Raw genomic sequence first — 13,750 nt, forward strand, 5'->3', positions numbered from 1 at the left:
AAAAACCTTCCTTTATCTCTTTATATTTGCAAAAAAGAGCAGGCGCTTCTATCCAGGTCATTCCAGAAGCAAAGCTCCACTCAGGAATATACGTTATCTGTATTCATTATAACCAAATTATCTTCTATTTAAAATATTATCGGCATGTATCTCTTCATTATAAACTATTTTGATCTGGTAAAAAATGAGAAGATTGACTGAAAAAGCCGTACATCTTAAAGTCTATCGGGTTACTTTGCTTTTGTCTAGCAACACCCTTCTTTTATTATGTTATATTATACATAATATGTAGGTCAAAAGGATACCCTAACTCGTCTAAGTTAGTCATGTATCCTTTATGATACAACGCTACCTTCTCTCTATCTTTATACAGTTTGAGCAGGATATTTTAATAGAAATTGATCTCCGGTATCTTCTATTTCATATAGATAACAACGGGATGCTGGCATGTCAAAAGGTCGGTGTAAGATTAACATCCATTGCTGATCAAACGTCTGGAACAGCATGCCATGACCGCTATCTTCTTTCACTAATGGCTCCAATTGTTCCCACGGACCTGCGAGTGTACCACTGATCGAACGAGCTATCGTCTGTACATAACTATTCCCTTCATAGCTTGACCACAACATCATCAAATGCCCGCCAGATGTACGATATAACTGACAACCATCGGTTACATAGACTGTACCGTCTGGATGATCTGATATGCTTTGTTCACGATCCTGCTGAATCCATGGTGCAGAAGATGCTTGTAACAAAGTGATCGGCTCCCCTACAGCGGTAGATAAATCTTCGGTAAGACGTACCGCTTCAATCGTACCATCAATTGTCTGAATCCATTCATGGCAATAGACCATCCACGGTTGATTCTGTTCATCGAGATATAGCGTACCATCTAATGTCATCTGGGTTGGAGAGACAACCGGAGACTCGGAATGGATCATTTCAAAAGGACCTGTCGGTGAATCGCTCACAGCAATTACAGTGCCTCTCCAATGCTTGGCATAGCCTTGAACAGGTTCACCTTCTAACGGCCGATCCTGATGATGCAGTGTCACAAATAAATAATAATGCCCTTGATAAGCATGCACCTCAGGAGCCCATGCTCCATGTTGTGGATGCGCCCAACTATCTTCAGGTACTGTAAAGACCACATAAGGCCCTTCCCAATGCTCCAAGTCTTGGCTACTATACGTTAATACTCCATAAGCTTCTACCCCATGTAGCGAAGGCACTGCGCCCGTATACAAATAATAGGTACCTGTAGATGCATCTGCCAGCACAAATGGATCATGAGCAGGAATATCAGTAAGCAGGTGACCTTGCTTCGGTTGACTTACATCACAAGCACTATTATAGACAGTCATAGCGATCAGCTCCTTTTATTGAACACGCTTTCAAATCAATAGAGAAGGTAACTTGTATCCATAATGAATTATCTTTATTCAAAATAGTTGGATAGTACGTACTATTCTTTTAAAGTCTATTCAAATCATCTTCAATCTGCAAGCAAAATGATCTGAATTAGATAGGTTTACTACTTATTTAGTATTATACCGTAATTCAAGACTTTTCGGTATACACGATTTGGTAGATCACTTTTTGATATCGAGCAGATGGATTCTATAATTCTTCTATCTCTACCTCAATGTTTCACGTGAAATAACAGTATCTTGATCATAATTCATCTATGCACTTGGCATAATGTATATAGCTTACAAGAGTGTAAGGCAAATGTAATCTAAATCAATGCGTAACACTCTGTTCATTCTTCTATATTAATCTTATCTATTGGATCAACATGTATTGGTAGGAGGAATGAATATGAGACTTTTCGAAATACTATTGTTGTTTTTGAATATTTGTTTATTATCCAGTTTGTTTGTAACTAATCCTCGTCTACGTAAATTAGCGTTGCTTCTTACCAGTGGAATCAGCTTTATTTTGGTCATCATCCATCTGCTTGTGGAAGGATACCGGATACAGTTACTCTTTTTATACGGATTGACGATACTGATGCTTATACGGTCTGTTATTGATGCTCGCAGAACACCGAAATCTACACCATATACATCGAAAATAGGCAAAGTGTTAGGTCGGCTTGTTAGTATGATTGGACTGATTGCGACAGCGTGCTTGCTGTACATCTTTCCTGTATTCGATCTTCCTGCTCCTACCGGTTCATTGCCTGTAAGCACTACCACTTTTCATTTCACCAATGATCAACAGCAAGACATATTTGGCACCTCTAGTAAAGGCAACAGAGAATTGATGGTTCAGGTATGGTACCCCTCAGAAGCTAACACAGGTAAATACGTTCCTTTTATACCGGATGCTTCTATTCTTCCATATATAGCGAAGAATTATAGTCTTCCCGAGTTTACTTTCCAACACTTACAATACGTATCCAGTCATTCTTATTCAGAAGGTGCTCTCTCTTCCGCACAGACCTCATATCCACTTATTATTGCCAATCCGGGTAACGCTTCTTCCCGATTTCTTCATACTTCACAAGCTGAGAATCTCGCAAGTCATGGCTATATTGTCGCTGTTATCGACCATACGTATAATACGTTTGCTACAAAATTCCCCGATGGGCGAATCACCACCAGTACAACAGACAACTTATTCTCCCCTGACCATGATTATCCAACAGAAAGAGCGAATCGTGACAAGTTAGGAAAAGTATTAACCGATGATGTCACCTTTGTATTGGATCAATTTCAACTACTTCAATCTGGCTCTATCCCAAGCCTATTCAAAGGAAAAATAGACCTTGCTCATATCGGAGTATTCGGTCATTCGATCGGCGGAGCGACGGCTTATGATGTTTCTTATGATCCACGAATTACAGCGGGCATAGACCTTGATGGCGGTCTTTATCGCCTCCAAGATAGAGCAGCATTACGCAAACCATTTTTGTTTATAAATTCGCAGAGCAATTTTGAGCAATTCAAAATGGTGATCGATCATCACATCTATACGGATGAAGAGATTCAACGTACAGGCAATAGCAAAGAATGGTTTGTGCAAGAACGAAAAAACAAAAAGCTAGAACGGCAACGAATCCATGAAACGATGGCTTTTGGAGGACAAGTGTTATATATCCAAAATACAGAGCATTTAAATTTTACAGATGTGCAGTTCATTTCACCACTATTCCAAATGATAGGCATTACAGGCAAAATAGCTCCTGAACGAGCTTCTTCTATTATTGATGCATACATGCTTGATTTCTTTGATATGCATTTAAAAAACAAAGGTGGAACGTTAATCAAAGGACCAAATTCTACCTTTCCAGAGGTGAAATTTGTTACTTCACTATTTTAAATGCTAGGTTAAATATCTTTTTAATCTAAAAAGCACATGTAAAGCCAGCAATACACTCAGGCTTTACATGTGCAATCATCTATAACATCTATACTTGATTCAATTGATTATTTAATAATGACATAATCCAAGTTTACTAATTTCGCATACGTTACGATCTGGTCTGTTGTAAGGTTCAACGATACAACTGTATGATGACCGCCACCGTTTTCGATCCAAGCGCGCACGCCATCTTGGAAGTTAGGTTTTACTTGCCATAGTACACGTGCTACCGGTAAGTTCGGTGCAGGAACTGTTGGTTCGAATGCAGATACTTCGTTGATCAGCAATTTGTAATGAGTACCAAAATCAGCCATCGATACCACTACACCTTCGCCTGCTTTACCGTCAAATACAAGACGTGCAGGATCTTCGCGATCGCCAATTCCTAGTGGAGATACAACCACTTTTGGTTTGCTACTTGCTAGAGTCGGATCGACTTCCAACATATGAGATTGCAAGATCGCTTCTTGACCTGCTGCCATTTCATACGTGTAATCTTCCATAAAGCCTGTATTTTCGTTATGGCTCATCACTTTCATTAGACGATCCAATGCTGCTGTTTTCCAATCGCCTTCACCTGCAAAACCATAACCTTGTGCCATTAGACGTTGAACAGCAAGACCTGGAAGTTGCTTCATACCATGCAAATCTTCAAAGTTAGTTGTAAATGCAGTGTATCCACCGTTATCTAAGAAACGCTTGATAGCGATCTCATAACTTACTTGTACACGTACACTTGCTTCCCAAGCTTCTTGACTATACGTACCATATTCAAAATCATATAACTCTTTGTATTCTGCAAGTAGTGCATCGATTTCTTGTTCAGTCACAGCATTTACATATTCTACAAGATCGCCAATACCGTAGTAATCGACTGTCCAGCCAAATTGAATTTGTGCTTCGACTTTGTCGCCTTCGGTTACGCCAACATTACGCATATTGTCGCCAAAGCGAGCGACTTTGATATTGAAGCTTTCGTTGTAAGCAAAGGCAACATCCATCCAGTCAGCGATCTGCTGTTGTACTTCTGGACGTTCCCAGTAGCCGACAACGATTTTGTTTTGTTTGCCCAGACGAGCATTGATAAATCCATATTCACGGTCACCGTGTGCCGCTTGGTTCAAGTTCATAAAGTCCATATCAATTGTAGACCATGGAATACTTTCATTGTATTGTGTTGCTAGATGAAGTAATGGTTTTTGTAGCAATTTCGTACCACGAATCCACATTTTTGCAGGAGAGAATGTGTGCATCCATGTGATCACACCTGCTACTTCGTCACGGTAGTTGACTTCTTTCATAATACTTGTGATTTTGTCTGCACTGACAGCCAAATCTTGCAATACCAATGGATACGGCAATACTCCGCTTGCATTTAAAGAATCTGCGATTTTTTGAGCATTCGCTTTTACCTGTCCCAATGCTTCTTCTCCGTACAAATGCTGTGAACCGACTACGAACCAAAATTGTTTAGTTGCTGCTGACATATCATTTCATCCTCTTTTCATCATTATATTAGTGAGCGTTATTTACAAGTGAGTTAATTGAAAAAATCACTATATCTTGTACTCTCTACATTCAAACCGATTGCTTTATATTACTTTTGACCGTAATAAGCGTCTTTACCATGTTTGCGTAGGTAATGTTTGTCCAAAATATTCTGTGGCAATTCTTTAGCAAAGTTGTTCAATTGACGTGCATATAGATTCATTTTGCAGACTTCTTCCAGTACTACACTGTTCACTACAGCAGACTTTGCATCTTTGCCCCATGTAAATGGTGCATGACCATGAAGCAATACGGCTGGTATCGCCATCACATCAAGTCCACGTTGTTCAAATGTCTCGATAATCACGTTGCCTGTCTCTGCTTCATAGCCGCGATCAATCTCTGCTTGATTCAGAAAGCGTGCACAAGGCACAGCGCCATAGAATGTATCTGCATGTGTTGTTCCCATTACAGGAACATCCAGACCTGCTTGCGCCCAGATCGTTGCCCATGTAGAGTGGGTATGCACAATGCCGCCGATTTGCGGATAGTGCTTGTACAGAACCGCATGAGTCGCTGTATCGGAAGAAGGTCTCATATCGCCTTCAACTACACTGCCATCCAGATCGACAACGACCATATCGCTAGGTTTCATCGTCTCGTAATCTACACCGCTTGGCTTGATGACAAATAGATTACTTTCACGATCGACAGCACTGGCATTACCCCATGTGAATTTGACCAATCCATGCTTCGGTAATTCCAGATTCGCTTGATAGACTTCTTCTTTTAACTGCTCTAACATGCTTAATTCCTCCCATTCTCTAACAAATGATCTACAGCCGCTTGTTCAATAGCCAGTCCTTGCTGGTAACGCTCGATAAATGCTTCAAATCCTTTAACATCCGATGCATCCGGTTGTACTTGTTCACCGACAACATCATGGAATACTTTTTGCTCCAAAAAGACATCCAGACTTTCCTGTTCGTCTTTGTTGATCATGTATGAAGCAAGTAACGCCATTCCCCATGCGCCACCTTCGCCAGCGGTAGCCATAACCGAGATCGGTACATTCATAGCGGCTGCCACGATTCGCTGTCCGACTACAGGCGTTTTGAACAGACCACCATGAGCGAGAATACTATCGATTGCTACATTTTCATTTTTCGTCAAAATATCCATCCCGATCTTCAATGCACCGAACGCAGAGAATAGATGAGTACGCATAAAGTTCGCTAGATTAAAGCGACTTTCTGGTGAGCGTACAAATAACGGGCGACCTTTTTCGATACCTGTAATATTTTCACCGGAATAATAACCATAGCTAAGCAGTCCGCCACCATCTGGATCAGCTTCAAGTGCTTTGTTAAACATCACGCTGAACAATTTGGCATTATCAGCTTCATATCCCATCGCTTCGGAAAATTCTCTGAACAATCCTAACCATGCATTGATATCACTAGAGCAGTTGTTAGCATGTACCATGCCGACAGGGCTACCATCTGGTGTTGTTACGATATCAATCTCTGGATGAACTTTAGACAATTCTTTTTCCAGTACGATCATTGCAAATACTGACGTACCTACCGAAATATTACCGGTACGCTTTTTGACACTGTTCGTTGCTACCATACCGGTTCCAGCATCACCTTCCGGTGGACAGAACGGAATACCTGGTTGTAGTGCTCCTGTCGTATCGAGCAATTTAGCGCCTGCTTCTGTTAATAGACCTGCTTGCTCGCCTGCACGATACACAGTAGGAAGCAAATCTTCAATCTTCCATGCGTACCCTTTATCTGCAATCAATTCGTTAAATTGAGTTAACATCGATGGATGGTAATTGTGAGTCGCTTCTTCAATCGGGAATATGCCGGAAGCATCGCCGATACCGACTGCTTGATTGCCTGTTAACAACCAGTGTATGTATCCAGCTAATGTTGTTAGAGAAGCAATCTGAGGCAAATGATCTTCTTGATTCAAAATCGCTTGATATAGATGCGCAATACTCCAACGTTCAGGAATATTGAACTGGAACAATTCGGTTAATTCTTTGGCTGCGACACCTGTGGTCGCGTTGCGCCATGTACGGAAAGGAACCAGTAATTGCCCTTGTTGATCCAGTGCTACATAGCCATGCATCATCGCTGAGAATCCGATTGAGCCTACCGTCTGTAACGTGATTCCATATTGACGCTCTACTTCTTGCTTCATTTCACGATAAGCTGTCTGCATCCCTGTAATAATGTCTGCTTGATCGTATGTCCAGAATCCGTCTTTCAGTAGATTTTCCCATTCATAACTTCCCGAGGCGATCGTCTCAAATTGCTTGTTGATCAATACCGCTTTGATTCGGGTAGAACCAAATTCAATCCCGAGCGAAGTCTCGCCACTCATAATCGCTTCTTTCATATCCACATGACTCATGCTCATGTAGTCCCCTCTCTTCTTGCAGTCTGGTGTTACTACGATTGCTGTGCTGAATAAAGCATATATTTCCGAACAAAGTCGCTACGTTATCTATAAGTATGGTAATCTCCAATATTCTTTTTAAAAAGAATGCGTTTTCTTTTTGTAACAGTTACAGTATATTTTTTGTACGTACATTTGTCAACGTGATATGTATTTTTTGATCATAAAAAGAATAAAAATAGGTCTTTATGTTGTAGTACAAGTAAGAAAGATCATCTGCGATATTCCTTTCTAAAATCTTAAATCAAGTAAAAATGCGCTAAAAAAGCCTTTTTAACTCTTTTATTAACGTATTTAAGATCATTTATAGCTTTCTTTCTAGTATTTTTTAACAAGTTTTATGATAGATAAAATATGTACGTACAAGTTAGAGATAATGATCTGCAATTGTCTGTTTATGGGTAAATAAAAGAAGCACCAAAGAGATACTATGTCTCTTCAATGCTTCTGAATATTAAGCTTATATCTATCTAGTCATGCCAGCAATTATTGTTCAGCCACCAGCACCGACATTAACGCTAATGCTTCTTCATGATCAGGTTCAAGAACAAGTAGTTGCTTCAAGTACTCTTCTGCTTGATCCATCAGATCGAGTTCCAGACAAGCAATCGCCAGACAGTAATAGACTGTCGATACCACTTCATCTTGCTCTTGAGCAACCGATATTTCTAGATATTGCTTCGCTTCTTCGAACATATCCATTTCAAATAAAATCAGACCAGCATCCAGTGCCAGATCATACCGCTGTGGCATCACATAGAACGATGACCACATTTTCTGAATGCCCATCCAGAGGTCTTTCTTTTCCTCGTCATTGGCTTCTGGCAATAATGCTGAGAGTTGCTTGGTCGTCTGAATAAAGAATTCAGCATCATACCCGCCTAAGCGCCAAAAGCTTAAAATCTGTTGCATACCTAGCTCATCCAGATGGCGATCAATCCACATTTTCAGACTAAAGAAATCATCCGGTCCAAAGCGTTCGACTGAACGACGATAAGCTAATCGTGTATTCGTATAGGCTTTGGGCTGACCTACATGTAAAATACAACCTACATTAATATTGTTGTAATGATGAGGAACGAATAGGATTTCAGCACCTTTTTGCTGGAATACATATTGCACCGCATGGTAATTTGCGATTAATGAAAAGCTACCGTGCAACACCAATTCAGGCGGTTCTGCAAACTCCCAATTTTCGATCAAATGATCTCCTTTATCAGCAGTTAACAACATAAATCCTGATTGAGATAACGCATCTAGACGATCCAGACATTCGAGTCCAACTTTGGGAAATAAAATATGCGCATCTTCCAGACGTTCTTGATAGATGGCAATCAGATCACGATAGATATAATCATCTTGCTCATACTCCGGCGCTTTGCGGTATTCGTAACTTAAATGAATATGATTCAGTTGTTGCGATGTAGTCAGCGCTTCAAATTCTGCGCCTGTTTTGGAATATTCGATATATACATCTGCTTCATAAATACTACCTTCATCCACATAGATCAATTCTTGCGGAATCGCATCGAAAAAGTAGTTTGCAATAATCAGTAATGGCTGCGTAAGATCCCCTTGCTTAATCACCTGACCCGATACAGTTAGATGAAGCGCATCACTTTGCATCGCATCGAATTGGGCAAAATCAAGAATCCCTTGCTCAATAAATGGTTGTAAAGCAGGATGCTCTCTCCACCCGATCACATTGTTCATCGCTAGATCGGTCATCACATAATGATACTCTGGCAGATCGATCCCGGCGTATTCTTTAAGCTTTTGCAATTCATATAACACATGGTACGCAAGACGACCTGCGCCTGCACCCAATTCTACAATATAGACAGGTTCTGCCCCTAATCCTTGATTCATCTGATCTTGCAAAAAAGCAAAAATCATTTCTGCATAAGCAATCGCTGTTGCTGGATTGCTGGTGATATATTGCGGAACCTGATCGTTTCTCCATGCTTCTAAGCCTGCATCTTCATAATATTTGCGTTGTAGACTCCATATCGGTGCTTCACTAAAACGGTAACGTTGTTGGTGCTGTTCTGTCATTTTATAATATCCTGCTTTCTTGAAATTAATCATTTACGATTTCGTGGAAATATCTATAAATGTATTGTAAACCACTACCTGCTTATGATGTAAAAAAGTTTATTATACCAATGCATACATACTTTAGCGAAAAGAGAAGAATTATCGCGAATTTCCTTGTAAAATTGCCATTTTTTTATTGACACTATAGAAGATAAAACGCTATATTGTTGAGGTTGATAATCATTATCATGTATTACATATCTTTATATTTCATTTGAGTTTACTCATTTAAGATAATCAACACCATATTAGCGATAAAGTGCTACGACCGATACGGATCGAGTACGAAAGGGGATCATTATGAATACTAGACAGAAGTTATCTTTTACCGCGGTACTGATCTTAATGTTGTCGATTGTTGCGCTTGTTGGTTGTTCCAACAATCAAACAGCATCACCAACTACTCCAGCTCCAACAGAATCGACCACTACGGAGACTGCTGCACCGGCAGATACGACACAATATCCGATTGTAATCAAGCATGCGCTTGGCGAGACAGTAATCGAAAGCAAGCCTGAACGTGTAGCTACTGTACAATGGGCGAATCAGGATGTAGCTCTTGCGCTTGGCGTTGTGCCTGTCGGATTTTCGGCAGCGAACTTTGGTGTTCAAGACGGTAGTGGTCTTTTGCCATGGACAGCCAAAAAGCTAGATGAACTTGGCGTGAAAAATCCAAACGTTTTCCAAGATACCGATGGACTTGATTTTGAAGCTATTTCCGATTCTAATCCAGATGTGATTCTGGCTGCTTATTCCGGTATTACGCAAGAAGATTACGATACACTTAACCAGATTGCGCCTGTAGTCGCTTATCCAACTGCTCCTTGGGCAACCACATGGCGTGAACAAGTTCTACTGAATGCAACAGGTATGGGCATGAAAGCTCAAGGCGAACAATTGATCAAAGATACCGAAAAATTAGTGAATGACAAGTTAAGTGCTTACCCGCAAATCAAAGGTAAAACTGTTGTGTGGGTGAATTTCTCTGATACCGATATGTCGAAGCTTCATATCTATACACCTGCTGATTCGCGTGTCGCTTTCTTAAAAGAATTAGGTATGGAAGCACCTGCAAGTATTACGAAAGAAATCAAAGATCCTAAAAGCTACTCTTTAAGCTTGAGTGCTGAAAATGCAGAAGCGTTGAATGATGCAGATATTTTAATCGGCTACGGTGATGACAAATTGTATCAAGCCGTCAAAGCTGATCCATTGTTAGGCAAAATTCCTGCGATCCAAAGAGGTTCTGTAGCGTTTATTACAAGCGATACACCTTTGGTTGCTGCTGGAACACCTAATCCACTTTCGATCTCCTACACCATCGATGAATATTTGAAATTAATCGGTGCTGCTGCTGATAAAGTAAATGGATAGTTCAACTCTTTCTCATGATAAACAGGTACATTCACATCTACCTAAACATTTCATATGGGTGCTGATTAGTTGCTTGGTCTTACTGATTCTCACTATTGTTGCTTCACTGGTCTTAGGTTCACGATCAGTGGGGTGGCATGAATTAATCAATGGTTTATTTCATCCCAATGTCGATACCTATGGCGCTAATATCGTACGCAAACGAATTTCTCGTACCGTATTCAGCTTATGTTGCGGAGCAGCACTGGGTGTATCGGGAGCATTAATGCAAGCTGTTACCCGTAACCCGATTGCTGATCCTAGTATACTGGGAGTCAATACAGGGGCATCGTTGTTTGTTGTATTCGGGATTGCTTTTCTCAATATTAGTCATGCTGGTCAGTATATCTGGTTAGCACTGGCGGGAGCAGCGATCACAGCCGTATTCGTATTTGGAATCGGCTCGATGGGGCGTGGCGGAGCTACACCAATCAAGCTTGTGTTAGCAGGAGCAGCGACCAGTGCAGCACTTTCTTCACTCGTTACAGCCATTATGATTCCTCGTTCGTATGTAATGGATCAATTTAGATTCTGGCAAGTGGGTAGCGTCGGCTCTGCCAATTGGAGCGCGATTGCTACCTTTATCCCGTTTTTGGCGGTCGGATTGTTAATCGGTCTGATCACAGCACCTGCACTGAACGCACTTGCACTCGGTGATGATGTTGCTACAGGACTCGGTGTACGCACTGGAACATTGCGATTCATCGCGGCATTAGCAGGGGTTCTATTATGCGGAGCAGCTACAGCATTGGCAGGCCCGATAGGCTTTGTCGGCTTACTGGCTACTCATGTCATACGGCTGATTCTGGGAGCTGATTTACGATTGGTGATCCCGATGTCGGCGATTACAGGCGCTATTATTTTGACGGTATCTGATGTCGGCGGCAGACTGATCAGTAACCCGGGTGAGCTTGAAGTTGGTGTAGTCACCGCCTTTATCGGTGCTCCTATCTTAATCGTCTTGGCGATGCGCTCGAAAGTGCGTTCACTATGAGTCAGTCTGCAATTGAATTTATCCAAGCAGGTAGACGTCAACGACACCGCCGCTGGTTGCTTGTGACCGGACTGCTTGGGATACTTGCTGTTGTGCTTTGCTGCGCTATGCTTGTACTGGGAAATACAATCTATCCTCTTGAAGATGTACTTCGTGCACTATCAGGGGAAAAGATCAAAGGCGTTTCATTTGCTGTCAGTACGATTCGTTTGCCACGTATGTTAGCAGGTCTTTTTGCAGGGTTTGCTTTTGGCGTAGCTGGCTATACTTTTCAGACCATATTACGCAATCCACTGGCGAATCCGAATGTGATCGGGATTACGTCAGGTGCAAGTGCAGCAGCCGTATTTTGTATTGTTATTCTTCATGCTAATAACGCAGTCATCTCGATGGCTTCAGTGATAGCAGGGTTAATGACAGTTATTTTTATTTATATCTTATCTAGAGGTAAAGTCTTTTCAATCGGGCGCTTAATTTTAGTCGGTATCGGGATTCAGGCGATGCTGGATGCGGTGATCTCTTATCTGCTACTTATCAGTGCTCAGCAAGATATTCCGTCCGCCCTTCGGTGGTTAACCGGAAGTCTGAATGGTTCACAGATGCGTGAACTGCCACCGCTGATTATTATTGTGCTGATCGGTGCGCCGCTGATTATGGGGCTTAGCAAACATTTGAGCATTTTAGAATTGGGCGAACAATCTGCTTTTTCTTTAGGTGTAAATACAGATATGACACGAATTGTGCTGATCGTCAGCTCGGTATGTATGGTAGCCATTGCGACAGCCACTACAGGGCCAATCGCTTTTGTATCATTTCTAGCCGGCCCAATTGCCAAACGGTTAGTCGGTGTAGGTTCATCCAATATTCTGCCCGCAGGGTTAGTCGGCGTTAATCTTGTGCTGGCAGCCGATCTGATCGGACAATTTGCTTTTGAGTACAGATTCCCCGTAGGTATCATTACCGGATTACTCGGAGCGCCTTATCTCATCTTCTTGCTTATCCGAATGAATCAAAAGGGGGAACTATAATGAAGCCGACACATCTGTTTCAAGCAGAACAATTAGTCGCAGGTTATGAACATAAAACCGTTATTCATGGCGTAGACCTGACGATACCCAGTCATCAGATCAGTGTCATTATCGGCTCAAATGGTTGCGGTAAATCGACGCTACTCAAAACACTGGCACGATTGATTAAGCCAACATCCGGTCATGTTACTTTGGATGGTAAGCCGATTAGCAAATTCCCTGCTAAATCGTTAGCACGTATCATTGGACTGCTTCCTCAGTCGCCTATTGTGCCCGAAGGAATTTCAGTAGCTGATCTGGTCGGACGAGGACGGTTCCCTCACCAGAAAATGTTTGGAAGCTGGAGCAAAAAAGATTACGAAGCTGTTGCAGAAGCGATGACCATTATGGATATCACGCAATTCGCTAATCATAATATCGACGAATTGTCTGGTGGACAACGTCAACGGGTCTGGATCGCAATGGCTTTGGCGCAACAAACCGATATTTTATTTTTGGATGAACCGACTACTTTTCTAGATATTACGTATCAGGTAGAAATTCTCGATCTACTAACCGATCTGAATCGCAAGCATGGTACTACTATCGTAATGGTACTTCATGATATCAACTTATCCGCGCGCTATGCGAATCATATGTTTGCTCTTCATACCGGCAAGCTCGTTGCTCAGGGCACACCTGCGGAAGTGGTTACCAGTGAGCGAGTGAAAGAGATTTTTGGATTGGATTGTACTGTAATTCCCGACCCTATCTCTGGCTCACCATTAGTCGTGCCAAAGGGACGGTATCATGGAAGTAGTGTTACGGTGTAAAGGTAGCTGTAGCGTAGATTCATAAAATACAACAAGAGGTTCTTCTAGATACTATATATCTGGAAGAACCTCTGTTT

Annotated in this window: 10 protein-coding genes; 5 read left to right on the forward strand and 5 right to left on the reverse strand. The window is 41.6% G+C overall.

Annotated features, from left to right (window positions below):
- Window positions 1-365 precede the first annotated feature (365 nt).
- The gene (locus QE450_RS19910; protein WP_307301609.1) at window positions 366-1,367 is read right to left on the reverse strand and encodes a glycoside hydrolase family 43 protein; all 1,002 of its coding nucleotides are present in this window, start codon (window positions 1,365-1,367) and stop codon (window positions 366-368) included.
- Window positions 1,368-1,824: 457 nt separating this feature from the next.
- Here QE450_RS19910 and QE450_RS19915 point away from each other — a divergent pair, with 457 nt between their 5' ends.
- Complete coding sequence (locus QE450_RS19915) at window positions 1,825-3,330, forward strand: alpha/beta hydrolase family protein (protein ID WP_307301610.1); 1,506 nt, start codon at window positions 1,825-1,827, stop codon at window positions 3,328-3,330.
- Between the two features lie 107 nt (window positions 3,331-3,437).
- Here QE450_RS19915 and araA read toward each other — a convergent pair whose 3' ends face one another.
- The 4 genes from araA to QE450_RS19935 all read right to left on the reverse strand — a co-directional run bounded on the left by araA (window position 3,438) and on the right by QE450_RS19935 (window position 9,384).
- Complete coding sequence (gene araA, locus QE450_RS19920) at window positions 3,438-4,859, reverse strand: L-arabinose isomerase (protein WP_307301613.1); 1,422 nt, start codon at window positions 4,857-4,859, stop codon at window positions 3,438-3,440.
- 110 nt (window positions 4,860-4,969) lie between these two features.
- Window positions 4,970-5,665, reverse strand: coding sequence for an L-ribulose-5-phosphate 4-epimerase (locus QE450_RS19925; RefSeq protein ID WP_307301615.1), 696 nt, complete (start codon window positions 5,663-5,665; stop codon window positions 4,970-4,972).
- 2 nt (window positions 5,666-5,667) lie between these two features.
- Window positions 5,668-7,284, reverse strand: a complete 1,617-nt coding sequence (locus QE450_RS19930; RefSeq protein ID WP_373462008.1) for a xylulokinase — start codon at window positions 7,282-7,284, stop codon at window positions 5,668-5,670.
- 531 nt (window positions 7,285-7,815) lie between these two features.
- The gene (locus QE450_RS19935; protein WP_307301619.1) at window positions 7,816-9,384 is read right to left on the reverse strand and encodes an SAM-dependent methyltransferase; all 1,569 of its coding nucleotides are present in this window, start codon (window positions 9,382-9,384) and stop codon (window positions 7,816-7,818) included.
- Window positions 9,385-9,726: 342 nt separating this feature from the next.
- Between QE450_RS19935 and QE450_RS19940 the strand changes: the two genes are divergently transcribed.
- Genes QE450_RS19940 through QE450_RS19955 form a run of 4 tightly spaced genes read left to right on the forward strand, consistent with a single transcriptional unit; the run spans window position 9,727 to window position 13,673 of the window.
- Entirely contained in the window at window positions 9,727-10,800 is a 1,074-nt protein-coding gene (locus tag QE450_RS19940; protein ID WP_307301621.1) for an iron-siderophore ABC transporter substrate-binding protein, read from the forward strand.
- A complete protein-coding gene (locus QE450_RS19945; protein WP_301262532.1) occupies window positions 10,793-11,833 on the forward strand; it encodes a FecCD family ABC transporter permease in 1,041 nt (346 codons plus the stop codon). Before QE450_RS19940 ends, QE450_RS19945 begins: the two co-directional genes overlap by 8 nt.
- Window positions 11,830-12,861, forward strand: coding sequence for a FecCD family ABC transporter permease (locus QE450_RS19950; RefSeq protein ID WP_273614255.1), 1,032 nt, complete (start codon window positions 11,830-11,832; stop codon window positions 12,859-12,861). Before QE450_RS19945 ends, QE450_RS19950 begins: the two co-directional genes overlap by 4 nt.
- A complete protein-coding gene (locus QE450_RS19955) occupies window positions 12,861-13,673 on the forward strand; it encodes an ABC transporter ATP-binding protein (RefSeq protein WP_273614256.1) in 813 nt (270 codons plus the stop codon). The genes QE450_RS19950 and QE450_RS19955 overlap by 1 nt, the downstream gene beginning before the upstream one ends.
- The last annotated feature ends 77 nt before the right edge of the window (window positions 13,674-13,750 follow it).

The sequence above is a fragment of the Paenibacillus sp. SORGH_AS_0306 genome (assembly GCF_030819345.1).
In the GTDB taxonomy this organism is placed as follows: Bacteria; Bacillota; Bacilli; order Paenibacillales; family Paenibacillaceae; genus Saccharibacillus; species Saccharibacillus kyungheensis.